This window comes from Mycobacterium sp. 852014-50255_SCH5639931, from assembly GCF_001665605.1.
GTDB lineage: Bacteria > Actinomycetota > Actinomycetes > Mycobacteriales > Mycobacteriaceae > Mycobacterium > Mycobacterium paraffinicum.
This window is the reverse complement of sequence record NZ_LZSV01000016.1, coordinates 343,846-366,718: the sequence shown is the minus strand read 5'-3', so window position 1 is coordinate 366,718 and position 22,873 is coordinate 343,846. Positions and strand designations below refer to the sequence as shown.

The following is a 22,873-nucleotide window of genomic DNA, read 5'->3' as shown; positions in this document are numbered from 1 at the left end:
CCGGCCGCCTTACCCGTGAGCCTTTGGTAAACGGCTCGTCACATGCGAGGCTGCTGGCATGGTCATCGCGATCGCCCGCCCCAAGCTCGAAGGAAACGTCGCCGTCGGCGACGACCGCCAGATCGGTTTCGCCGAGTTCGGCGACCCGCAGGGGCGCGCGATGTTCTGGCTGCACGGCACCCCCGGCGCGCGCCGGCAGATCCCGGTCGAGGCCCGGGTCTACGCCGAGCAGCACAACATCCGCCTGATCGGCCTGGACCGGCCCGGCATCGGTTCGTCGACACCCCATCGCTACGAGAACATCCGGGCGTTCGCCGACGACCTGCGGACGATCGCGGACACGCTCGGCATCAACGACATGGCCGTCATCGGCCTGTCCGGGGGCGGCCCCTACGCCCTCGCGTCGGCCGCGGTGCTGCACGAAAGGGTCGTGGCGGCCGGCGTGCTCGGCGGCGTCGCGCCCTTCCTCGGCGACGAGGGCATCACCAGCGGCCTGATGAACCTGGGTAAGCGGGTGGCGCCGCTGCTGCGGCTGGGCGGTGACCCGCTGCGGATCGGCGCGAGCCTGGTGGTCCGGGCGATCCGTCCGGTCGCCAATCCCGCGCTGTATCTGTACGCCGCGATATCGCCCGAAGGCGACCGGCGCCTGCTGACCCGGCCCGAGTTCGGCGCGATGTTCCTCGACGACCTGCTCAACGGCAGCCGCAAGCAACTGGCGGCCCCGTTCAACGACGTCATCCTGTTCACCCAGGACTGGGGATTCCGGCTCGACGAGGTCAAGGTCCCGGTGCGCTGGTGGCATGGCGACAGCGACCACATCGTCCCGTTCGCCCACGGTGAGCACGTCGTGTCGTTGCTGCCCGACGCCGAGCTGTTCGTGCTGCCGGGCGAGAGCCACCTCGGCGGGCTCGGACGCGGCGAGGAGATCCTGTCCACCCTGATGAAGATCTGGGACGAGCGGGACTGACCCGGTGGCCGCCGGGTAGCCTGCTCACGTGCTGCTGGCGTCCCTGAATCCCGCGGCGGTCACCGCCACCGACATCGCCGACGCGGTACGCATCGACGGGGCCGTCTTGAGTCGTAGCGACCTGGTCGGCGCCGCCACATCGGTGGCCGAGCGAGTGGGCGGCGCGAACCGGGTCGCGATACTGGCCACGCCCAGCGCGGCGACGGTGCTCGCGGTGACCGGGTGCCTGATCGCCGGCGTGCCCTTCGTCCCGGTGCCCGCCGACGTGGGTGCGGCCGAACGCCGGCACATGCTCACCGATTCGGGAGTGCAGGCCTGGCTGGGCCCCGTCCCGGACGAGCTGGAGGGACTGCCGCACATCCCGGTGCGGCTACACGCCCGCTCCTGGCACCGCTACCCCGAGCCATCACCCGACGCCACCGCGATGATCATCTACACCTCCGGCACCACCGGCCTGCCCAAAGGTGTGGTGCTGAGCCGCCGCGCGATCGCGGCCGACCTCGACGCCCTGGCGCAGGCGTGGCAGTGGACGGCCGACGACGTGTTGGTGCACGGGCTGCCGCTGTTCCACGTGCACGGGCTGGTGCTGGGACTGCTCGGGTCGCTGCGGGTGGGAAATCGCTTCGTGCACACCGGAAAGCCCACGCCGGCGGGCTACGCCCACGCCGGGGGCACGCTGTACTTCGGGGTGCCGACCGTGTGGTCGAGGGTGGTGGCCGACGAGGCCGCCGCCCGCGCGCTGCGCCCGGCGCGGCTGCTGGTCTCCGGGAGCGCGCCGCTGCCGGTTCCGGTGTTCGAGGGGCTGGCCCGGCTCACCGGGCACCAGCCCATCGAACGCTACGGCGCATCTGAATCGCTGATCACGCTGTCGACCCGCGCGGATGGCGAGCGACGCGCCGGATGGGTGGGCCTACCGCTCACCGGCGTGCAAACCAGGCTGCTCGACGACACCGGCGGCGAGGTGCCGCACGACGGGGAAACCGTTGGCAAGCTTGAGGTTCGGGGTCCGATGATGTTCGACGGTTACCTGAACCGCCCCGAGGCCACCGCCGAGGCGTTCGACGCCGACGGCTGGTATCGCACCGGCGATGTCGCCGTCATCGACGGCGGGGGCATGCACCGCATAGTGGGCCGCGAGTCGGTCGACCTGATCAAGTCCGGTGGCTACCGGATCGGCGCCGGCGAAATCGAGACGGCGCTGCTCGGGCATCCCGGGGTGCGGGAGGCCGCGGTCGTCGGCATGCCGGACCAGGACCTGGGCCAGCGCATCGTCGCGTTCATCGTCGGCGCGGAAGGCCTGAACGCCGACGACCTGATCAACCACGTCGCCCAAGAACTTTCGATGCATAAACGGCCTCGCGAGGTCCGCCTCGTCGACACGCTGCCCCGCAACGCGATGGGCAAGGTGCTCAAAAAGCAGCTGCTGGCCGACGGCTGACACGCAGCAAGTTGCCAGCTTCAGCGAAGAGCGTGACCGTGAAGCTTCACCTACCGTCGTAACCGTGTATCGACGCAACCGGACCGTGAGCGGCGCCCATGGGTGAGCCGGGCACCGCTGCCACCACTCCCATGCGGCGGATAGCGGCGGCCTGTCTCGTGGGCTCGGCCATCGAGTTCTACGACTTCCTGATCTACGGGACCGCGGCCGCCTTGGTGTTTCCCACCGTGTTCTTCCCGCGCCTCGGCCCGACGCTGGCCACCATCGCCTCGATGGCGACGTTCGCGACGGCGTTCCTGTCCCGCCCGTTGGGCGCGGCCGTCTTCGGATATTTCGGGGACCGGCTGGGCCGCAAGAAGACGCTGGTCGCCACCTTGCTGATCATGGGCGCCTCGACAGTGAGTGTGGGCATGGTTCCCAGCACGGCGTCGATCGGCATCGCGGCACCGTTGATTCTCATCGTTCTGCGGTTGCTGCAAGGATTCGCGGTCGGCGGCGAATGGGCGGGGTCGGTTCTGCTCAGTGCCGAGTACGCGCCGTCCGGCAAACGCGGCTGGTACGGCATGTTCACCCTGTTGGGCGGTGGCACCGCCGGGATCCTGGCCAGTCTGACCTTTCTCGCCGTCGACCTCACCATGGGTGAGAAAAGCACCGCGTTCATGGACTGGGGATGGCGGGTGCCTTTCCTGATCAGCAGCGCGCTGATCGGTATCGCCCTCTACGTACGACTGAACATCGACGAGACCCCGCTGTTCGTGGAGGAGCAGGCCCGCAACGAGCTGCCCAAGGCGCCGCTCGCGGAGCTGTTGCGGTCCCAGCGGCGCGAGATCGTGCTCGTCGCGGGCATCTTCCTCGGCGGCATGGGCTTCGTCTACCTGGGCAACACCTTCCTGGTCATGTACGCCCACAACCATCTCGGCTATTCGCGGAGCTTCATCTGGGGCATCGGCGCACTGGGTGGGCTGACCAGCATGGCGTGCGTGTCGTTCTCGGCGTGGATCTCCGACCGGGTCGGCCGCCGCCGGGTGATGTTGTTCGGGCTCGCGGCATGCCTGCCGTGGGCGTTCGCGGTCATCCCGCTGCTGGACACCCGCAAGCCGGTGTTGTACGCGGTCGCCGTCCTGGGCATGTTCGCGGCCGCGGCCGTGGCCAACGGGCCCACGGCGGCGTTCGTTCCCGAACTCTTCGCCACCCGCTACCGCTACAGCGGAGCGGCGGTGGCGATGAACCTGGCCGGCATTCTCGGCGCCGCCGTTCCGCCGCTGGTCGCCGGCACGCTGCTGGCCACCTACGGCAGCTGGGCGGTCGGGCTCATGATGGCCACCCTTGTTGTGGCCAGTTTCGTATCCGTGTATCTGCTGCCGGAAACCATGGGAACTGCGCTGCGCGCCGCCCCGGCCGCCGAGAAGGTCGCCGCCGACGTATAGCTGCGCTCAGTTGGCGTGCAAGTCCTCGTTGAGGGCGATGCCCTGACCACCGCGCGGCACCACTTCGACGGCGCCGCTGACCGAATTGCGGCGGAAGAGCAGGTTGTTGCCGCCGGACAGCTCCAGGGCTTTGAGCACCTGGCCGTCGGGCGTGGCGACCTTGGTGCCCGCGGTCACGTACAGGCCCGCTTCGACGACGCAGTCATCGCCCAGCGAGATGCCCAGCCCCGCGTTGGCGCCGAGCAGGCACCGCTTGCCGATCGAAATGACTTCCGTGCCGCCCCCGGACAAGGTGCCCATGATGGAGGCGCCGCCGCCGACATCCGATCCGTCACCCACCACCACGCCGGCGGAGATGCGGCCCTCGACCATCGACGCGCCCAGCGTGCCGGCGTTGTAGTTGACGAAGCCCTCATGCATGACCGTGGTGCCCGGCGCCAGGTGGGCACCCAGCCGCACCCGGTCGGCGTCGGCAATGCGGACTCCGGTCGGCACCACGTAGTCGGCCATCCGCGGGAACTTGTCGATGCCGTAGACGGTCACGGGTCCGTGGCGGCGCAGCCGCGCCCGGACCGCCTCGAACCCTTCGATCGCGCACGGTCCGCGGTTAGTCCACACGACATTGGTCAATACCCCGAACAAGCCGCCGGCGTTCAGCCCGTGCGGCGCCACCAACCGATGCGACAGCAGATGCAGCCGCAGGTAGGCGTCGTAGGCGTCGGCGGCCACGTCGTCGAGCGAGCCGATCACCGTGCGCACGGCGATGCTCTCGGTGCCGCGGTCGTCGTCCCGCCCGACCAGAGCGACCAGCTCCGGGGGGATGTCCGACAGGGCGAGCCGCGACGTGCCGCCGGTGCCCGATTCGGTCAGTTCCGGTGCGGGAAACCACGTGTCGAGGATCGATCCGTCGGCGGCCAGCGTCGCCAGCCCGATGCCTACAGCTCCAGTCACGGCGGTCAGGTTACTTGCCGCCCGGCAGCGGATAACCTGGGACCCGTGCTGGACTTGCGCGGGGATCCGATCGAGCTGACCGCTGCGTTGGTCGACATCCCCAGCGAATCGCGAGACGAGGCGCGCCTGGCCGACGAGGTGGAGGCCGCCCTGCGCGCCCAGACGTCCGGCTTCGAGATCGTTCGCAACGGCAACGCCGTGCTCGCCCGCACCCGGCACCAGCGGCCGTCGCGGGTCCTGCTGGCGGGGCACCTGGACACCGTCCCGGTCGCCGGCAACCTGCCCAGCCGCCGCGCGAACGGCGACCTGTACGGCTGCGGCGCCGCGGACATGAAGTCGGGTGACGCGGTCTTCCTTCATCTGGCCGCGACCGTCGCCGAGCCGGCTCACGACCTGACGCTGGTGATGTATGACTGCGAGGAAATCGAGGCGGCGGCAAACGGTTTGGGGCGCATCGAGCGCGAGCTGCCGGACTGGCTGTCCGCCGACGTGGCCATCCTGGGCGAACCCACCGGCGGCTACATCGAAGCCGGTTGCCAGGGGACGCTGCGCGTCCTGATCTCGGCCACCGGCACGCGCGCCCACTCGGCACGACCATGGTTGGGCGACAACGCTATTCACAAGCTGGGGGCCGTCCTGGATCGGCTGGCCGCATACTCCGCCCGCACCGTGGACATCGACGGTTGCAAATATCGCGAAGGCCTGTCGGCGGTGCGCATAAACGGCGGCGTGGCGGGCAACGTGATTCCCGACGCGGCCGCGGTCACGGTCAACTTCCGCTTCGCCCCCGACCGGTCGGTGGCCGCGGCGCTCGAGCACGTGCACGAGGTGTTCGGCGGGCTCGACGTGCAGATCGAGCAGACCGACGCCGCCGCCGGCGCGCTGCCCGGGCTGTCCCAGCCGGCGGCCAAGGCCCTGGTCGAGGCGGCCGGGGGGCAGGTCCGGGCGAAGTACGGGTGGACCGACGTCGCACGTTTCGCCGCGTTGGGCATACCGGCGGTCAACTTCGGGCCGGGCGACCCCAACCTCGCGCACACGCGCGACGAGAGCGTTCCGGTCGCCAACATCACCGCCGCGGTGGAGATGCTGCGCGGCTACCTGGGCGGTTAGCGGGCCCCGCAGCGCTGCGCCTGCGCGGCGGCGTCGGCGGACGCCGCGCGCATCCCCACCTCCGCCAGGTCGCCCGACACCGCCAGCAGCGCCGCGCCGTCGCCGGCCGCCAGCGCCTGCGCGTGGGAGAGCGCGAGCTGCCCGGCGGCGCAGTCGATCTCGTCACCGAGCCGGGCCAGCGGATCCGCCGCTCGGATGTCACCGAGCCGCACGGCCTCGTGCCAGGCGCGCACCGCCACCGCCCGTTGCCCGCCGCGCTCGGCCATCCGGGCGGCGTCACGGGCGGCCGCCACCGCGCCGTGCGCGTCGCGCATCGACGAGAGCCGCCATGCCCGCGCGACACCGAGTTCCGGCGCGAACAGCGCCGACTTGGTTCCGTGCCGGGATTCGGCCCGGCCCAACGCCTTCCCCGCGGCCGCGATATCGCCCTGCTGGGCCAGCGCGGTGGCCAGCAGGGTCAACGACAGCGGACCCCACGAATAGCCGGTGCGTTCCAACGTTGCGGCCGCCGGGCCGAGTAGCGCTGCGGCTCGGGCGAATTCGCCGTCGGCGAGCAGCACGTGGGCCAGCAGCACCTCGCCGATCGCGCGGCCCGGCTGCTGCAACTCGGCGAAATCGGTGAACTGCTGGGCGAGTTCGCGGGCCCCGTCGAGCCGGCCCGCCATCAACAACGCGGTGGTCTGTCCCAGTCCGATCGTGAAGCGCAGCAACCCGGGATGTTCGGCGGCCAGCGCGCGCTGGGCCAGCGGCTCGACGTCGCCGAAGCGGCCCTGGCGCGCCGCGCACAGCGCCGCCGCGCTGGCCGCCCAGGCCACCGCCTGGTCGTCGGCGTCCGGGGCGGCGAGCACCTCGTCCGCGACCTTCACGGCGTGCCCGACGTTGCCGGCGTTCATCGCGAACGTGGCGCTCAGCGCGTCCAGCGTGGTGCGCGCGCCCGGATCCGAGACGCGACCGCGGATCGTCCGCAAGAACGCGGTGGCCCGCTCGGGCTCGCTGAGCATCCAGAACTGGTTGGCCGCGCGCAACAGCGTCCAGTCCATCAGCGCGGCTTCGGTCAACGCGGTGGGGTCCACGCCGGCCAGCACCGCGTCGGCCTCGCGGCCGCGGCCCTGCCACGCCAGCGCGTGTGCCAGCGCCAGCCGCGCCGTCAACCCGCCGGAGCGCTCCAGCGCCGAAGCGGCCAACCGTTCGCCGAGGGCCAGGTCGCCCAGCCGCAGCGCCTGCTGCGCGGCGCCGACCACCTCGGCCGTCGGCTGGGAGGCGTCGCTGTCCAGGGCCAGCGCCGCCAACCGGAGCCGGTCGCTGAGGTGGTCCGCCGGATGCTGTGACAGCAGCCGCACCAGCTCGGTGCGTCGTTGCCGGGCGCCGTCGCCGCTGAGCGCGGCCCGCGCTCGCTCGGCAAACAGCGGGTGGGCCGTGTATACGACCGGGTCGTCCGACGCTCCACCGCGCGCCCGCGTTTCCGCCGCCCCGCAATCCGTCGCCTCGCCAACCGCGTCCGCGCCAGTAAGGACGCTCAGATCGGCGAGCGACAGCGGCTCCGCGACGGCGAGGTAGTCCAGCACCGACCGGGCCCCGGATGGCATTTCGGCGAGGAACGCGTCGACCTCGGCCGGTGTGGTCATCCCGCCCGGCGGTTCGATGTCGATCCGGGGGAGCAGCCCGTCGGCCCACAGCGCCGCGATGGCGTCGGGAGCCGAGTCGGTGCGGCCGGTGACGATCATCCTGGCCGCGCCCGCCAGCGCGAGCTGGTAGATCAGCGTGACCGACAGGATGTCCAGGTCGTGGGCGTCGTCGACGACCAGCAGCAGGTCGTCACCGTCCAGCGATGCCCGGGCCGCGCGCAACAGCGCGGCCGGTTTGCCGAGGTCGGCGATCCGCACCAGGTGGCTGAACGCGCCGAACGGCACCGCGCGTTCGGTCGGGGTGCCGGTGACCCAGCGGATGCGCGTGCCGGGGTGCCGGTGGCCGAAGCCTTCGGCGGCCATTCGGGCCAACGTGGACTTGCCGCAGCCGTCCGGTCCCAGCACGACGGCACCCCGCCCATCCGCCAGCGCCGCGTCCAGCCGCTCCAGGGCCGACGCGTGCTGGGGAACGTTCCATCGAATCGGCATCGCCGGATTTTATTGCGCGCGGTGTGCGGCCCGCAGCAAGCCTGGTCTACCTTTCGTTGTATGCGCCCGGAACGCGAGCCATCAGGCGACTGGGCGGTGTGTGTGTACTGCGCGTCTGGTCCGGAGCATCCCGAATTGCTCGCGGTCGCTGCCGAACTCGGCGAGGCGATCGCCGAGCGCGGCTGGACGCTGGTGTGGGGCGGCGGCCGGGTGTCGGCGATGGGCGCGGTGGCCACCGCGGCGCGCGCCCGCGGCGGCCGGACCGTCGGCGTCATCCCGCAGGTTCTGATGCGCGTCGAGATCGCCGACACCGAAGCCGACGAGCTGATCGTCACCGAGACGATGCATGAGCGCAAACACGTGATGGAAGAGCGCGCCGATGCGTTCATCGTGCTGCCCGGTGGCGTCGGCACCCTCGACGAGTTGCTGGACTCGTGGACCACGGGCTACCTCGGCCTGCACCGCAAACCCATCGTCATGCTGGATCCCCTGGGGCATTACGAAGGCCTGTGGCTCTGGCTGTGCGGACTGCTCGACAGCGGGTACATTTCACAGCCGGCGATGGACCGGTTGCTGCTGGTCGACAAGGTGAGCGCCGCCGTGGAGGCGTGTGCGCCCGATTGAGCCCGCCGGCAATCTGGTGATCCCTACTAGGCTGTCCGCCGAGTTGCTTACAGGAAACGAGGGATGACGTGTCCGATCACGACGGCGGAGCGCGCACGGCGGTCAAACTGACCGATATCGCATCTCGGGCGCCGGGCCTGCTGGCCGACATGCCGGTGATCATGCGCGGGGCGATGACCGGGCTGCTGGCCCAGCCGGGCTCGAAGAAATCGATCGGAACGGTGTTCCAGGAACGCGCGGCCCGCTACGGCGATCGGATCTTCTTGCGGTTCGGTGACCAGCAGCTGACCTACCGCGACGCCAACGCCGCCGCGAACAGGTACGCCGCGGTGCTGGCGGCGCACGGTGTCGGCCACGGCGACGTCGTCGCGATCATGCTGCGCAACTCGCCCAACGCGGTGCTGACCATGCTGGCCGCGGTCAAGTGCGGCGCGGTCGCCGGCATGCTGAACTACCACCAGCGCGGCGAGGTGCTGGCCCACAGCCTGGGCCTGCTCAAGGCCAAGGTGTTGGTCGCGGAGACGGACCTGGTCAGCGCGGTGGCCGAGTGCGGCGGCTCGGGCGATACCGAGACCATGACCGTGGAGGACCTGGAACGGTTCGCCGCCAGCGCCCCGGCCACCAACCCGGCGTCAGTATCGGCCGTGCAGGCCAGGGACACCGCGTTCTACATCTTCACCTCGGGCACAACGGGATTCCCCAAGGCCAGCGTGATGACCCACCTGCGCTGGCTGAAGGCGCTCGCGGCGTTCGGCGGCATCGGGCTCCGGCTGAAGAGCTCCGACACGCTCTACAGCTGCCTGCCGCTGTACCACAACAACGCGCTGACGGTCGCGCTGTCGTCGGTGATCAACTCCGGGGCGACGCTGGCGCTGGGCAAGTCGTTCTCGGCGTCGAAGTTCTGGGACGAGGTCATCGCCGCCGACGCCACGGCGTTCATCTACATCGGCGAGATCTGCCGGTACCTGCTCAACCAACCACGCAAGGCCACCGACCGCGCGCACCAGGTGCGGGTCATCGCCGGCAACGGGCTGCGACCCGAGATCTGGGACGAGTTCACCAATCGGTTCGACATCGCCCGCGTGTGCGAGTTCTACGCCTCCAGCGAGGGCAACACCGCGTTCATCAACGTCTTCAACGTGCCCCGGACCACCGGCGTCTTCCCGATGCCGTTGGCCTACGTGGAGTACGACCCCGACACCGGAGCCCCGTTACGCGACGACAACGGGCGGGTGCGCCGGGTGCCGGCCGGGGAGCCCGGCCTGCTGCTCAGCCGGGTCAACCGGCTGCAGCCGTTCGACGGCTACACCGACAAGGAGTCGAGCGAAAAGAAGTTGGTGCGCAACGCGTTCCGTGAGGGTGACGTGTGGTTCAACTCCGGTGACGTGATGAGCCCGCAGGGCATGGGGCACGCCGCGTTCGTCGACCGCCTCGGCGACACGTTCCGGTGGAAGGGGGAGAACGTCGCCACCACGCAGGTGGAGGCGGCGCTGGCGTCCGACGATTCCGTGGAGGAATGCACCGTTTTCGGTGTCGAGATCCCCCGCACCGGCGGCCGCGCCGGCATGGCTGCGGTCAAGCTGCGCGACGGCGCGGAGTTCGACGGCAAGTCGCTGGCCCGCGCCGTGTATGGCCAGCTGCCCGCCTACGCGCTGCCGCTGTTCGTGCGGGTGGTCGAGTCGCTGGAGCACACCACGACGTTCAAGAGCCGCAAGGTGGAGTTGCGCGAACAGGCCTACGGGTCCGACATCAAGGACCCGCTGTACGTGCTGGCCGGCCGCGACGAGGGTTACGTGCCGTACTACGACGAATACCCCGACGAAGTGGCCGACGGGAAGCGCCCGCAGGGCTGACGCTGCCGTTGACGACGACCGTGCGGCGCGCCGCACTCCCGATCCCCGGGCCGCACCCGGCGCCGTGACCGGGCACCATAGACGTGTGCAATCCACTTGGTGTGGCCGTCCGGTCGCCGGCGATCGCCCGCTGATCATGGCGATCGTCAACCGCACCCCCGACTCGTTCTACGACAAGGGTGCGGCCTTCAGCGACGAGGCAGCCCGGGCCGCTGCGCACCGCGCCATCGCCGAGGGCGCCGACGTCATCGACGTCGGCGGGGTCAAGGCGGGCCCGGGCCAGGAGGTCGATGCCGAAACCGAGCTCGCCCGTCTGGTCCCGTTCATCGAATGGCTGCGCGGCGCCTATCCGGACCAGCTGATCAGCGTCGACACCTGGCGCTCCGAGGTGGCCAAGGTGGCCTGCGCGGCCGGGGCGGATCTGATCAACGACACCTGGGGCGGCATCGACCCGGGCCTGGCCGAGGTCGCCGCGGAGTTCGGTGCGGGCCTGGTGTGCTCGCACACCGGCGGGGCGCTGCCCCGCACGCGACCGTTCCGGGTGAGCTACGGAACCGCCACGCGCGGCGTGGTCGACGACGTTATTCGCCAGGTCACCGGCGCCGCGGAGCGCGCGGTCGCCTGCGGGGTGGCCCGCGACCGGGTGCTGATCGACCCCGCCCACGACTTCGGCAAGAACACCTTCCACGGGCTGCTGCTGTTGCGCCACCTGGGCGAACTTGTTAATACCGGATGGCCTGTGCTCATGGCTTTGAGTAACAAGGACTTCGTCGGGGAGACTTTGGGTGTGGAATTGACCGAGCGGCTCGAGGGAACGTTGGCGGCCACCGCGCTGGCGGCCGCCACCGGTGCCCGCATGTTTCGCGTGCACGAGGTCGCCGCTACCCGAAGGGTGCTGGAAATGGTGGCCTCCATCCAGGGGTCACGACCGCCGGCGCGCACGGTGAGGGGACTGGCATGACGGCATCCGACCTGGTCGGCGACCTCACCGACGACGCGGTGCTGGCCGCCCGGCCCGGCGACACCTGGCTGTCCAATCGCAGCTGGAACCGTCCGAGCTGGACGGTCGCCGAGCTCGAGGCCGCGAAGGCGGGGCGAACCATCTCGGTGGTGCTGCCGGCCCTCAACGAAGAAGAAACCATCGAATCGGTGGTGGAAAGCATCTCACCCCTGGTCAACAGCTCTGGGGGGCTGGTGGACGAGCTGATCGTGCTGGATTCCGGCTCGACGGACGACACGGAGATCCGCGCCGTCGCCGCCGGTGCCCGGGTCGTCAGCCGTGAGCAGGCGTTGCCCGAGGTGCCGACCCGGCCCGGAAAAGGGGAGGCGCTGTGGCGCTCGCTGGCGGCCACCAGCGGTGACATCGTCGTGTTCGTCGACTCCGACCTGATCAACCCGAACCCGATGTTCGTCCCCTGGCTGGTCGGGCCGCTGCTCATGGGCGACGGCGTCCACCTGGTCAAAAGCTTCTACCGGCGGCCGCTGCAGGTCGGCGACGTCGGGGGCGCCGCGGGCGCCACCGGCGGTGGGCGGGTCACCGAGCTGGTGGCCCGGCCGCTGCTCGCGGCGCTGCGGCCGGAGCTGGGTTGCATCCTGCAGCCGCTCGGCGGGGAGTACGCGGCGACCCGCGAACTGCTGACGTCGGTGCCGTTCGCGCCGGGCTACGGCGTCGAGATCGGCCTGCTGCTGGACACGTTCGACCGGTTGGGCTTGGGCGCCATCGCCCAGGTCAACTTGGGAGTCCGCGCGCACCGCAACCGGCCGCTGGCCGAGTTGGGTGCGATGAGCCGCCAGGTCATCGCGACCCTGCTCTCGCGCTGCGGGATTCCCGATTCCGGGGTCGGGTTGACGCAGTTCTTCGCCGTTGGCCCCGAGGGGCCCCATGGTCAGAGCTACACGCAGCACACGTCGCCGGTGTCGCTGGCGGACCGTCCGCCGATGAAGGTCCTGAGGCCGCGCTAAAGCCGCGCTGCGTGGTCGCGCTGTCGGTGGCATAGGGCAGTATCGACGGCGTGGCGTTGGTGTTGCTTTACCTGGTGGTGCTGGTGCTGGTGGCGATCGTGCTGTTCGGCGCGGCGAGTCTGCTGTTCGGTCGCGGTGAGCAGCTGCCGCCCCTGCCCCGGGGGACGACCGCGACCGTGTTGCCCGCCTACGGGGTGACCGGCGCGGACGTCGACGCAGTCAAGTTCACCCAGGCGTTGCGCGGATACAAGACCAGCGAGGTGGACTGGGTGCTGGACCGGCTCGCCCGCGAGCTGGAGGCGCTGCGCGGCCAGCTCGCCGCGGTGCCCGCCCCCGCGGCGGCAGAGGACGATTCCCCACCGGTGGAACTCGAGGACGGCCTGGATCGTCAGGACTAGATGTGAGCGATGACGGGCTGGTTCGGTGCAGCTGGGCGGCCATTCGGCCCGGACCTGATTTCGAGTTGTACCGCGACTACCACGACCAGGAGTGGGGCCGCCCGGTGCACGACGGGATGGCGCTGTTCGAGCGGATGAGCCTCGAGGCGTTCCAGAGCGGGCTGTCGTGGCTGATCATCCTGCGCAAACGGGAGAACTTCCGGCGCGCCTTCGCGGGGTTCGATTTCGAGCAGGTCGCCGGCTACACCGATGCGGACGTGCAGCGGTTGATGGCGGACACGGGAATCGTGCGCAACCGGGCCAAGATCGACGCGACCATCGCCAACGCGCGTGCCGCCGCCGAGCTGGGAACCTCGGCGGACCTCGCGGAGCTGCTGTGGTCTTTTGCGCCAGCACCGCGCCCCAGGCCGGCGGATGGCTCCGAAGTGCCCTCGGCCACACCGGAATCGAAGGCCATGGCGCGCGAGCTCAAGCGGCGCGGGTTCCGCTTCGTCGGGCCCACCACCGCCTATGCGCTGATGCAGGCGACCGGCATGGTCGACGACCATATCCGGGGTTGTTGGGTGCCTTCCCCCCGGTGACACGCGGCCGGGCGATCGGCGTTCAGCGGCCCCCAGGCCCGCAGAACCGGGTCTTTGTTCAACTCGTGACCTGGATAGGGAACAATAGAGGGGTGATTTGGCAGTTCGATGTCGGGTATGGCTGGAAAATCGCTGGCGGGGCATGCTCGGCGCCGACCAGGTCCGCAACGTCGGACCAGCTCGAACCTGGAGGGAGCACTCGATGGCGGCGATGAAGCCCCGGACCGGCGACGGTCCTCTGGAAGCAACCAAGGAGGGGCGCGGCATCGTGATGCGGGTACCACTTGAGGGAGGTGGTCGACTGGTCGTCGAGCTGACGCCCGACGAAGCCGCCGCCCTCGGTGACGAACTCAAGGGTGTCACCAGCTCCAGCTAAGGCCTGCCGGCGGACCGCGGGGCTACGCACACACCTTTCGGTAGATGTCCAGGGTTTGCTCGGCGACGCGGGCCCAGGAGAATTCCTCGACGCAGCGCTGGCGTCCCGCCTCGCCGTAACGCTTCGCCTTTTCGGGGTCGGCGACGAGCGCGTTGACCGCTTCGGCCAGTCTGGTCTGGTAACCGGCCGGGTCTCCGGCGTCGTAGTGCGCCAGCGAACCGGTCACCCCGTCGAGGACCACCTCGGGTATCCCGCCGACATCGGACGCCACCACGGCCGTCGCGCAAGCCATCGCCTCCAGGTTCACGATGCCCAGCGGCTCGTACACCGAGGGGCAGACGAAAACCGTTGCCGCCGATAATATTTCACGTATCTCGCCGATCGGTAGCATTTCTCTGATCCAGAACACGCCCTGCCGATCGTGGGCCAGCCGCGCCACCGCGGACCGAATCTCCTCGGCTATCTCCGGGGTGTCGGGGGCGCCCGCGCACAACACCACCTGCACCTCGGGGTCGAACTGGTGCGCCGCCGCCACCAAGTGGACGACGCCCTTCTGCCGGGTGATCCGGCCGACGAACGCCACCGTGGGCCGGTCTGGGTCGACGCCGAGTTCGGCCAGCACAGACCCGGCGTGCGTCGGCCCGGCCGGATGCCAGACGTCGGTGTCCACCCCATTGCGGATGACGTGCACGACGCTGGGATCCAGGGCGGGGTAGACGCGCAGGATGTCTTCGCGCATCGCGGAGCTGACCGCGACGACGGCGTCCGCCGCCTGCACCGCGGTGCGCTCCACCCACGTCGAAACCTGGTAGCCGCCGCCGAGCTGTTCGGCCTTCCACGGCCGCAGCGGCTCGAGCGAATGGGCCGTCAGGACGTGGGGGATGTCGTAGAGCAGCGCCGCCAGATGACCGGCCATGCCGGTGTACCAAGTGTGCGAATGCACGACGGTGGCCGCCGACGCGGCGTTGGCCATCATCAGGTCCGCGGACAACGTCGACAGCGCCGGGTTGGCGCTCCGCAAGCGTGGATCGGACTGGTGCACGATGGCGTTCGGCCGCGGCGCACCCATGCAATGCACATCGACCGCGCACAATCGGCGCAGCTGGGCGACCAGTTCTGTGACATGTACACCGGCTCCCCCGTAGACCTCTGGTGGGTATTCCCGAGTCATCATCGCCACCCGCATACCCGCACGGTAGTTCGGTCGCAACGAGGAGCGCGAGTCGGGGCCCGGGCAATCGGGGAGCGGCTCGGCGGGCCAAATACCTTGACGGACAGCCGCACAGAACACCGCCAATAGCGCCGTCCCTCTGGCAGCACCTCGCGGCGGCCGATAGGTTTGAACCATGAGGGAAGCGCCACACGTGCTGGGCATTGTCCTGGCCGGCGGTGAGGGCAAGCGGTTGTATCCGCTGACCGCGGATCGGGCCAAGCCCGCGGTTCCCTTCGGCGGCGCCTATCGGCTGATCGACTTCGTGCTCTCCAACCTCGTCAATGCGCGCTACTTGAGGATCTGCGTTCTCACCCAGTACAAGTCGCATTCACTGGACCGTCACATTTCGCAGAACTGGCGGCTGTCCGGTCTGGCCGGTGAGTACATCACCCCCGTCCCCGCGCAGCAGCGCCTGGGCCCCCGCTGGTACACCGGCTCCGCCGACGCGATCTACCAATCGCTCAATCTGATCTACGACGAAGACCCCGACTACATAGTCGTTTTCGGCGCCGATCACGTGTATCGGATGGACCCCGAGCAGATGGTCCAGTTCCACATCGAAAGCGGGGCCGGCGCAACGGTGGCCGGCATCCGCGTGCCGCGCGGCGAGGCCAGCGCGTTCGGGTGCATCGACGCCGACGATTCCGGCCGCATCCGCGCTTTCGTGGAGAAGCCGTTGGACCCGCCCGGCACACCGGATGACCCCGAGGCGACGTTCGTGTCGATGGGCAACTACATCTTCACCACCAAGGTGCTCATCGACGCGATTCGCGCCGACGCCGACGACGACCATTCGGATCACGACATGGGCGGTGACATCATTCCGCGCTTGGTGGGCGACGGTATGGCCGCGGTTTACGACTTCAAGGACAACGAGGTACCGGGCGCGACCGATCGCGACCGGGGTTACTGGCGTGACGTGGGGACGCTGGACGCGTTCTACGACGCGCACATGGACCTGGTCTCGGTGCATCCGGTGTTCAACCTCTACAACAAGCGCTGGCCGATCCGCGGTGAGTCGGAGAACCTGGCACCGGCCAAGTTCGTCAACGGCGGCTCGGCGCAGGAGTCGGTCGTCGGCGCCGGCAGCATCATTTCGGCGGCTTCGGTGCGCAACTCGGTGCTGTCGTCCAACGTCGTGGTCGATGACGGCGCGATCGTGGAGGGCAGCGTGATCATGCCCGGCGCCCGGGTCGGCCGGGGCGCGGTGGTACGCCACGCCATCCTGGACAAGAACGTCGTCGTCGGGCCCGGCGAGATGGTCGGCGTGGATCTCGAGAAGGACCGGGAGCGCTTCGCGATCAGCGCCGGCGGTGTGGTCGCGGTGGGCAAGGGCGTCTGGATCTAGTACCCCGTGCTACCCGGGGATCTCCGGGATCAGCAGATGCGCGTCGTAGCGCGGGCCCCAGTGCAGCTTGACGCGACCGCGCGGCGAGCCGGCATAGGCCGCCGGGAGCTGGCCGGTGAGCGGGTTCCTCGGGCACAACCAGCGCCCTGCGACCACCAAGCGCAGCTGCTCACCGGCGCGGAACAGCGTCGCGGACGGGCCCAGCGCCACGTTGACCTCGACGACCTCGTGCGCGGCGACGGGCCGCGGGTCTGTGCACGCCGCGACGGGTTCCCATGGCCGCGAAAGGTCGGCATCCAGCGTGCGCAGCGAGATCCGCTGCCAACCGGTGCTCACCCGATCGCGGCCGTAGCCATAGGAGCCTTCGAATCCGACGAACCGTCCGGCACGCCACTTCTCCACGCCGACGAACAGGTTGGCGTCGTCGCAGCCGTCCAGCTCGATCCACAGCCGCGCCGCCATCGGGCCGGTCAGCTCGATATCCGCCGGGACGGTCCAGCTGAAAGCCACTGCGCCGGAGCGGATTTCGAAAGTGATGCCACTTTCCGCCGATGGCCGCTGGGCGGTCAGCAATCCGCCCCCGGCCAAATACATCGGCCGCCAGTGGGTGCGCGCCAGCGGCCATTCGGCCTCCTCGCGCACTGCTGCGACGGTGTCGCGGTCTTCGCGGACCTCGAGGCGGACGCTGCGGGAAGCGGGCGCCCCGTCCAGCACTCCGCGGAAAAACCTCAATTGCTCGGTCAGCGCGGGCCCGGAGTAAAAGGTCGCCCACTTGCCGGCGCGGTGGGTGTAGAGGCGCGCGTGGCCGGAACCGGCGTGCGTGAACGCGCGGATGGAGCCGCGGCTGTGCAGGTTGTTGTCGGAGAAGCTGCCGCACACCAGCATGGGCACCTTGATCGCGGAGAGGTCCGGGACCAGTGAGCGCCAGAACTCATCGCGCAACGGGTGGGCGTCCTGCATCCGTTCCAGGTCGTAGGCCTGCCGGGTGCCGCGTCGCACGTTTCGCGACCACACCCTGGTGAAGCCGGTCTCGCGAACGCCGCCCGGGAAGGTCAGGTCACGGTAGGCGTCGGTGAAGCCTTCCCACGGGCAGATCGCCCGTAGTGCCGGCGGCTGCAGCGCGGCAACCGCGTACTGGCTGATGGCCAGGTACGACACCCCGAGCATGACGACACGTCCGTCGCTCCATGGCTGTCCGGCGATCCACTGCACCAGGTCGTAGGTGTCCTCGGCCTCCTGGCGCGACAACAGGCGCCCGGTGCCGTCGGAGCGACCACAGCCGCGCGAATCGGCATTCACCACGACGAAGCCCTGCGCTGTCCACCACCCGGGATCGGGCGCCTCCCAGCCGGTCAGCGCCGAGAAGCGCACCGGTTGCGGCTGGCGCAGGATCCGGTACTGCATGGAGAACGTCCACTTGTTGCCGCGCCGCCTCGGCAGATTGTCCTTGCCGTAGGGGTGGATGCTCAGAATCACCGGTCGAGCACCGCTATCGTGCTGCCGGAAAACGTTGACCCGCAATAGTGTTCCGTCGCGGGTCGGCACGCCTACATCGCGTTCGACGTCAAGGTCGGCCGGTGGATCGGTCACCGCGACGGGCGGCTTGGCGACGCCGCGTATCCGGCGAATCGCGTACCGGAGCGCGCCGGGGCGTCGCCACGGCCGATCCCGGGCGGGCGCGGCATTTCGGGCCACGCGAATACCCTAGGCGCGTCGGCCCGGCCGCTACCAGATGTAGGGCATCAACCGATAGCGCACCCGTTGCCGGTATTCGCGGTACCCGGTCAACTCCTGGGTGAGCAGCGTTTCCTCGTCGAGGATGCGGAGGACGAGCAGGATGCAGCCCGGAATGACCAAGAGCAGTGCCCAGTAGGAGCCGAGCGCCAACGGCATGCCGATCATCATGACCACGTTTCCGACATACATGGGGTGGCGCACGAATCGATAGAGACCGTTGGACACCAGCGTCTGGCCCGACTCCACTGTGATAGTGGCTGCGGCGTAACCGTTTTGGACGATCACCAGCATAGCCATCCCGAGTCCCGCCAGCACCAGGACATCACCGAGCACAGACAGCCACGCCGGCACGGACGACCAGCCGAACCGGTGATCGAGCGCGCTGAGCACCATCGCCGCGAACAGGACCAGGAACGAGCCGGTGATGATGAATTTCTGGGCCGCCCGGGGTTCGGCCCGCGGACCCGCATTCATGCGGCGCTGCAGGGCCGCGGGATTGTTCCGCGCCAGGTAGACGACGGGGACGATCGTTGCCGCCATGAACACGCCGATGAAAACCCATGCCTGCCAATAACGGAACGTGCCGGCCGGTAGGAAGAGGATCAGGCCGAAGGAGAGGATCCCCCAGATCGATCGCACCGTCACGCGGATACCGGTTTTCATAGCGCTCCTAACCACGCAGATCGCGGCGTCGGAAGCACATGACACCGAGGGTAATCAGTCCGGCGTCGATGGCCAACAGCCACAGCAGTGGCGTGGCGGTGAAATCCGCGCCGACCCGGGGAATGTGGGCGAACGGTTCCAAATCGAGCAGCCATTGCGAGAACCCGGCCAACGAACCGATCAGATACAAGGCGATGAACCCGACCAGAACGCCCCAGGCCACCGGCGTGAATCGTGGTGCCAGACCGAACAAGGCGACCGTCACCGCGGACAACAACCAGACTGCGGGCAGTTGCACGGCCGCGCTTGCCACCACGACAGCCACCTTGCCGCCGAGGTCGCCGGCGGCAGCGCCGTAGACCAGTCCGCCGGCCAGACCGCTCACCAGCATCGCCACCGAGGATCCGACCAATGCCGCCAGCAGGTGGCTCGCCAGCCAGCGGGCTCTCGACACCGCACCGGCCAGCATCGTTTCGGCGCGTTGGCCCGCTTCCTCCTGGTGCAATCGCAACGTCAGCGAGACGGCGAATGCGGCGGCCGCCATCCCCATCATGGTGAACGCGACGGCGATGAAGGCCTCCTCCAAAGCGCTGGTGCCGCCCATCCGGACGACGATGTCGCGCGCGGCATTGCTGTCGCCGAGCTCGTCACCGATGCCGTGCACCACACTGCCCATCAAGACGCCATAGAGACACAGCCCCACGGTCCAGAGCAGGAGCGCTCCACGGTCCAATCGCCAGGCCAGCCCGAACACATTGCCCAGCGCGGGCGCGGCGGAGCCGGGACCGGGGCGTTCGGCAAAGAGCCCGGCACCGACGTCACGGCCGGCGAGGAGCCGGTATGCCACCGCGGTGAGCGCGACGGCTGTCGTCAGATGCAGCGTCAACACGGACCAGTGATCACCCGCGTACGGCCGGACCTGCAGCGACCACCCCAACGGCGAGAGCCACGACAGCGCACCGGAACCGGCGTCGCCGACGGCGCGCAGCGTGAAGGCGGCCGCCAGAACCGCGAACGCGGCGCCGCGCGCGAACCGCGCGCTTGGGGACAGTTGCGCGGTCACCGCGGCGACGGCGGTGAACACCAGGCCGGAGCAGGCCAGCGCCGCGCCGAAAGCGAGCGACCCACCGGGGGGGACGTCGGTGGTGAGCAGTCCGGCCGCGCCGATCACGCCGGTGGCGATGGAGGCCCCGAACGACAACATCAGTGCGGCGGTGAGGCTGGCGTAGCGACCGACGGCGGTCGAGTCCACTAGCTCGGTTCGGCCCGCCTCCTCGTCGCCCCGGGTGTGCCGGATGACGGTCAGGATGACGGCCACCGCGATCAGCAGGTGGAACATGCCGGCCTTCCAAATGCCAACGGCGCCAAGGCTATCGTTGTAGACCTGCCCGTAGAGCGCGCGCTGCGCCGGGCTGGCCATGATGGAAGCAGCGAAGCCGGACCGGGCGGCCTGGGTGGGGTAGACCTTTTCGATGCTGCCGACGTACACCGTTGCCAGCGGCACCGACAGCAGGAACACCCACAGCGGCAGCGAGATTCGGTCGCGGCGCAAGTAGAGCCGCAGCATCCCCAGCGTTCCGGAGAAGTTCGAGCCACGTTGCGGCGCGGGGTACGCCGGGCGGTGCGAGCGATCCAAAGTTCCGGTGCTCATGACGCGGAAACCTTGTTCGCCGTGTCGTAGTGGCGCAGGAAGAGTTCCTCGAGCGTCGGCGGCTGGCTGACGAGGCTGCGCACGCCGGCATCGCCGAGTGCCCGGATGAGTTCCCCGAGGCTTTCGCCGTCGACCTGAGCGCGCAGGATGGTGCCCTCGACGCTGACGTCCTCGACCCCCTTGATGCGAGTGAGGTCCCCGGGATCGCCGATCATTTCGGCCTTGATCGAGGTGCGGCTGAGATGCCGCATCGAGTCCAGGGTGCCGCTCTCGACGGCCTTGCCGGCCCGGATGATGGTCACCCGTTCGCACAGCGCTTCGGTCTCGGCCAGGATGTGACTGGACAATAACACCGTCGCGCCGCGGTCGCGCGCCTCGGCCACGCACTGCTGAAAGATGTTCTCCATCAATGGATCCAGGCCGCTGCTGGGCTCGTCCAACAACAAAAGGCGGGCCCGCGACGAGAAGGCGGAGATCAGTGAGACCTTTTGCCGGTTGCCCTTCGAATAGGTCCGCGCCTTCTTGTGTGGATCGAGGTCGAAGCGCTCGATCAGCTCGTCGCGACGCTTGCGGTCGATGCCGCCGCGCATCCGGGCCAGCAGGTCGATGGTCTCGCCGCCGGTCAGCGTCGGCCACAGCGTGACGTCGCCGGGCACATAGGCGATCTGGCGGTGCAGTGCGACCGCGTCGGTCCACGGGTCGCCGCCAAGGAGTCGCACGCTGCCGCCATCCGCCTTGACCAGACCCAGCAGGATCCGGATGGTCGTCGACTTCCCGGCGCCGTTGGGGCCGAGGAAGCCGTGCACTTCGCCTTCGCGCACGGTGAGGTCCAGGCCGTCCAGCGCCCGCACCGCTCCGAAGTTCTTTGTCAATTGGTGGATTTCGATGGGCGCGACATTGTCAACTGGCATGGTTTTCTCCTTGATCATCTGCGGCCAGGAATGCGTCGTACATGGTGCGGTCGACCATCAGTCCTTCGGTGTAGATCTCCAGCGCGGGCAGCACCATCTCGCGGGCGTAGTCACGGAGGACCGCGCGGATGTCCGTTGGTGTCTCGTGCATCTGCAGATAGAGCAAGAAGCCGCCACCGCCGGTGATGCCCAGATACCGGGCCCGGGCGCGGGGGTCTCGACTGGGCTTTATGGTGCCCGCCCGCACGCCCTCGTCCAGGTACTCTTCGGCGTTGTCGATCATCCTGCGCCACAACATGTTTGCCAGCTCGCCGCCCGACTGCATGCTGCGAACCAGGTAGGCCATCATCGGCGCGTACGACTCGATCTCGGCCATCTGCGCGAACCAGGTTGCCGGGTCGTTCGACTTGAGCGCCTCGGACTTGCTGTTGCGGATTTCTTCGGCGATGTGGTCGTCACACGCCTTGCGCAGGCCCTCCTTGGAGCCGAAGTGGTGAATGACCAGTGCGGCGCTCACCCCCGCCGCCTCGGCGATCGCGCGCAGCCCCACGCCGAACCCCTGCTCGCCGAACTGCTCGATGGCCGCATCCCGGATCCGGGCGGCGGCGGTCAGGTCGGCTGAACGCATGTTCAGTACACTAAACGCACGTTCAGTCACGAGTCAAGGAGACACCGCGTCAAGAATTCGTAAAGGATCAGTGGCGATCGCGAGCGCGGCGTCGCCGGGCGCGGCGGGTCGCCACCATCGGATCAGTGGCGATCGCGAGCGCGGCGTCGCCGGGTGCGGCGGGTCGCCACCATCAAATCAGTCGCGCACCGCGGCCAAAATGCCGTCGCCGAGCGGAACCAGTGCCGGGGTGAGCCGCTCGTCCTCGGCGATGAGTCGCGCGGCTTCCCGCACCGCGACCACCTCGGCGTCGCGGGCGGCGGGATCGCCGGCTCGCCCGCCGAGTGCGGCGCGGTGTATCACGATGACGCCGCCGGGTCGCAGCAGCCGCACGCCTTCCACGACGTAGTCCGGCTGGTCAACCGGATCCGCGTCCACGAACACCAGGTCGTAGGACTCGTCGGCGAGGCGGGTGAGGACGTCTTGGGCCCGGCCGCTGATCAGCCGGGTGCGCGACGGCCCGATGCCGGCTTCGGAGAAGGCTTGCTTGGCGAGCCGCAGATACTCGGGCTCGATGTCGATCGTCGTCAAGACGCCGTCGTCGCTCATGCCGGACAGCAACCAGAGCCCACTTACCCCCGCGCCGGTACCCACCTCCGCAACGGCCTTCCCGCCACTGAGCTTGGTCAGCAGGCTCAGCAGCGCGCCCACCGCCGGCGTCACCGCGCCCGCGCCGATGTCCACGGCACGCTCGCGCGCGGCCGCCAGCAACGAGTCTTCGGAGATCGACCCCTCGGCGTGCGCGAACAGGGATTCGGCTCGACTGGGCGCCGGCTGGCCGGGGGTTTCTGCGTCGGTGCCGTCCATGCCCGCAGCGTATTCCACTTCGCTGCGCACCCCGGCATGGCGCGCCTAAGCTGCACCGTTACGACACGCCCGGCG

At 69.4% G+C, this 22,873-nt stretch carries 21 protein-coding genes; 12 read left to right on the top strand and 9 right to left on the bottom strand.

Annotated features, from left to right (window positions below; all coding sequences use genetic code 11):
• Positions 1–58 precede the first annotated feature (58 nt).
• The 3 genes from A5758_RS09485 to A5758_RS09475 all read left to right on the top strand — a co-directional run bounded on the left by A5758_RS09485 (position 59) and on the right by A5758_RS09475 (position 3,832).
• Positions 59–967, top strand: coding sequence for an alpha/beta fold hydrolase (locus A5758_RS09485; RefSeq protein WP_067203747.1), 909 nt, complete (start codon positions 59–61; stop codon positions 965–967).
• A 28-nt stretch (positions 968–995) separates the two neighbouring features.
• Positions 996–2,405: an acyl-CoA synthetase gene (locus A5758_RS09480; RefSeq protein WP_067739315.1), complete on the top strand. Its 1,410-nt coding sequence runs from the start codon at positions 996–998 to the stop codon at positions 2,403–2,405.
• Positions 2,406–2,503: 98 nt separating this feature from the next.
• Positions 2,504–3,832, top strand: coding sequence for an MFS transporter (locus tag A5758_RS09475; RefSeq protein ID WP_082939627.1), 1,329 nt, complete (start codon positions 2,504–2,506; stop codon positions 3,830–3,832).
• 6 nt (positions 3,833–3,838) lie between these two features.
• Here the strand turns inward: A5758_RS09475 and dapD are convergent, their stop codons facing one another.
• Positions 3,839–4,792 carry a 2,3,4,5-tetrahydropyridine-2,6-dicarboxylate N-succinyltransferase gene (gene dapD / locus A5758_RS09470; protein ID WP_156622569.1) on the bottom strand — a complete coding sequence of 318 codons (954 nt, stop codon included), beginning with the start codon at positions 4,790–4,792 and terminating at the stop codon, positions 3,839–3,841.
• A gap of 36 nt (positions 4,793–4,828) precedes the next feature.
• Between dapD and dapE the strand changes: the two genes are divergently transcribed.
• Positions 4,829–5,893: a succinyl-diaminopimelate desuccinylase gene (gene dapE / locus A5758_RS09465; protein WP_067739312.1), complete on the top strand. Its 1,065-nt coding sequence runs from the start codon at positions 4,829–4,831 to the stop codon at positions 5,891–5,893.
• On the opposite strand, the gene A5758_RS09460 is transcribed toward dapE, so the two are convergent.
• Positions 5,890–8,007 carry an AAA family ATPase gene (locus tag A5758_RS09460; protein ID WP_067739309.1) on the bottom strand — a complete coding sequence of 706 codons (2,118 nt, stop codon included), beginning with the start codon at positions 8,005–8,007 and terminating at the stop codon, positions 5,890–5,892. The two genes, dapE and A5758_RS09460, sit on opposite strands and share 4 nt — an antisense overlap.
• A gap of 60 nt (positions 8,008–8,067) precedes the next feature.
• On the opposite strand from A5758_RS09460, the gene A5758_RS09455 reads away from it, so the two are divergent.
• The 7 genes from A5758_RS09455 to A5758_RS09425 all read left to right on the top strand — a co-directional run bounded on the left by A5758_RS09455 (position 8,068) and on the right by A5758_RS09425 (position 13,801).
• Positions 8,068–8,631, top strand: coding sequence for a TIGR00730 family Rossman fold protein (locus A5758_RS09455; RefSeq protein WP_067203734.1), 564 nt, complete (start codon positions 8,068–8,070; stop codon positions 8,629–8,631).
• 68 nt (positions 8,632–8,699) lie between these two features.
• Positions 8,700–10,484, top strand: a complete 1,785-nt coding sequence (gene fadD6, locus A5758_RS09450; protein ID WP_067739306.1) for a long-chain-acyl-CoA synthetase FadD6 — start codon at positions 8,700–8,702, stop codon at positions 10,482–10,484.
• 85 nt (positions 10,485–10,569) lie between these two features.
• Complete coding sequence (folP, locus tag A5758_RS09445) at positions 10,570–11,445, top strand: dihydropteroate synthase (protein WP_067739303.1); 876 nt, start codon at positions 10,570–10,572, stop codon at positions 11,443–11,445.
• The gene (locus A5758_RS09440) at positions 11,442–12,446 is read left to right on the top strand and encodes a glucosyl-3-phosphoglycerate synthase (protein ID WP_067739300.1); all 1,005 of its coding nucleotides are present in this window, start codon (positions 11,442–11,444) and stop codon (positions 12,444–12,446) included. Before folP ends, A5758_RS09440 begins: the two co-directional genes overlap by 4 nt.
• A gap of 50 nt (positions 12,447–12,496) precedes the next feature.
• Entirely contained in the window at positions 12,497–12,844 is a 348-nt protein-coding gene (locus A5758_RS09435; protein WP_067739297.1) for a DivIVA domain-containing protein, read from the top strand.
• Between the two features lie 2 nt (positions 12,845–12,846).
• Positions 12,847–13,425, top strand: a complete 579-nt coding sequence (locus tag A5758_RS09430) for a DNA-3-methyladenine glycosylase I (protein WP_067739293.1) — start codon at positions 12,847–12,849, stop codon at positions 13,423–13,425.
• A 202-nt stretch (positions 13,426–13,627) separates the two neighbouring features.
• Complete coding sequence (locus A5758_RS09425) at positions 13,628–13,801, top strand: DUF3117 domain-containing protein (RefSeq protein WP_003878471.1); 174 nt, start codon at positions 13,628–13,630, stop codon at positions 13,799–13,801.
• 22 nt (positions 13,802–13,823) lie between these two features.
• On the opposite strand, the gene glgA is transcribed toward A5758_RS09425, so the two are convergent.
• Positions 13,824–14,987 carry a glycogen synthase gene (gene glgA, locus A5758_RS09420; protein ID WP_067739290.1) on the bottom strand — a complete coding sequence of 388 codons (1,164 nt, stop codon included), beginning with the start codon at positions 14,985–14,987 and terminating at the stop codon, positions 13,824–13,826.
• Positions 14,988–15,147: 160 nt separating this feature from the next.
• Between glgA and glgC the strand changes: the two genes are divergently transcribed.
• Positions 15,148–16,362, top strand: coding sequence for a glucose-1-phosphate adenylyltransferase (glgC, locus tag A5758_RS09415; RefSeq protein WP_067203715.1), 1,215 nt, complete (start codon positions 15,148–15,150; stop codon positions 16,360–16,362).
• A gap of 9 nt (positions 16,363–16,371) precedes the next feature.
• On the opposite strand, the gene A5758_RS09410 is transcribed toward glgC, so the two are convergent.
• From A5758_RS09410 to A5758_RS09385, 6 genes are all read right to left on the bottom strand, one after another.
• Positions 16,372–18,057: a CocE/NonD family hydrolase gene (locus A5758_RS09410; RefSeq protein ID WP_067739287.1), complete on the bottom strand. Its 1,686-nt coding sequence runs from the start codon at positions 18,055–18,057 to the stop codon at positions 16,372–16,374.
• A 30-nt stretch (positions 18,058–18,087) separates the two neighbouring features.
• Positions 18,088–18,762, bottom strand: a complete 675-nt coding sequence (locus A5758_RS09405; RefSeq protein ID WP_067739283.1) for an isoprenylcysteine carboxylmethyltransferase family protein — start codon at positions 18,760–18,762, stop codon at positions 18,088–18,090.
• Between the two features lie 7 nt (positions 18,763–18,769).
• Entirely contained in the window at positions 18,770–20,413 is a 1,644-nt protein-coding gene (locus A5758_RS09400; protein ID WP_156622558.1) for an ABC transporter permease, read from the bottom strand.
• Positions 20,410–21,324 (bottom strand): ABC transporter ATP-binding protein, encoded by a 915-nt coding sequence (locus A5758_RS09395; RefSeq protein WP_067739446.1) that lies wholly within the window; start codon positions 21,322–21,324, stop codon positions 20,410–20,412. Before A5758_RS09395 ends, A5758_RS09400 begins: the two co-directional genes overlap by 4 nt.
• Positions 21,314–21,952 carry a TetR/AcrR family transcriptional regulator gene (locus A5758_RS09390; protein WP_067739280.1) on the bottom strand — a complete coding sequence of 213 codons (639 nt, stop codon included), beginning with the start codon at positions 21,950–21,952 and terminating at the stop codon, positions 21,314–21,316. The genes A5758_RS09395 and A5758_RS09390 overlap by 11 nt, the downstream gene beginning before the upstream one ends.
• A gap of 177 nt (positions 21,953–22,129) precedes the next feature.
• Positions 22,130–22,798, bottom strand: coding sequence for an O-methyltransferase (locus tag A5758_RS09385; protein ID WP_067203855.1), 669 nt, complete (start codon positions 22,796–22,798; stop codon positions 22,130–22,132).
• Positions 22,799–22,873: the final 75 nt, after the last annotated feature.

Excerpts from the sequence above, each read along its gene's own strand:
- A5758_RS09385 (WP_067203855.1), bottom strand. The coding sequence starts at position 22,798 with ATGGACGGCACCGACGCAGAAACCCCCGGCCAGCCGGCGCCCAGTCGA.
- A5758_RS09485 (WP_067203747.1), top strand. The coding sequence starts at position 59 with ATGGTCATCGCGATCGCCCGCCCCAAGCTCGAAGGAAACGTCGCCGTC.
- glgA (WP_067739290.1), bottom strand. The coding sequence starts at position 14,987 with ATGCGGGTGGCGATGATGACTCGGGAATACCCACCAGAGGTCTACGGG.
- A5758_RS09390 (WP_067739280.1), bottom strand. The coding sequence starts at position 21,952 with ATGCGTTCAGCCGACCTGACCGCCGCCGCCCGGATCCGGGATGCGGCC.
- A5758_RS09395 (WP_067739446.1), bottom strand. The coding sequence starts at position 21,324 with ATGCCAGTTGACAATGTCGCGCCCATCGAAATCCACCAATTGACAAAG.
- A5758_RS09455 (WP_067203734.1), top strand. The coding sequence starts at position 8,068 with ATGCGCCCGGAACGCGAGCCATCAGGCGACTGGGCGGTGTGTGTGTAC.
- A5758_RS09475 (WP_082939627.1), top strand. The coding sequence starts at position 2,504 with ATGGGTGAGCCGGGCACCGCTGCCACCACTCCCATGCGGCGGATAGCG.
- A5758_RS09425 (WP_003878471.1), top strand. The coding sequence starts at position 13,628 with ATGGCGGCGATGAAGCCCCGGACCGGCGACGGTCCTCTGGAAGCAACC.
- A5758_RS09460 (WP_067739309.1), bottom strand. The coding sequence starts at position 8,007 with ATGCCGATTCGATGGAACGTTCCCCAGCACGCGTCGGCCCTGGAGCGG.
- A5758_RS09405 (WP_067739283.1), bottom strand. The coding sequence starts at position 18,762 with ATGAAAACCGGTATCCGCGTGACGGTGCGATCGATCTGGGGGATCCTC.
- A5758_RS09400 (WP_156622558.1), bottom strand. The coding sequence starts at position 20,413 with ATGAGCACCGGAACTTTGGATCGCTCGCACCGCCCGGCGTACCCCGCG.
- A5758_RS09440 (WP_067739300.1), top strand. The coding sequence starts at position 11,442 with ATGACGGCATCCGACCTGGTCGGCGACCTCACCGACGACGCGGTGCTG.
- glgC (WP_067203715.1), top strand. The coding sequence starts at position 15,148 with ATGAGGGAAGCGCCACACGTGCTGGGCATTGTCCTGGCCGGCGGTGAG.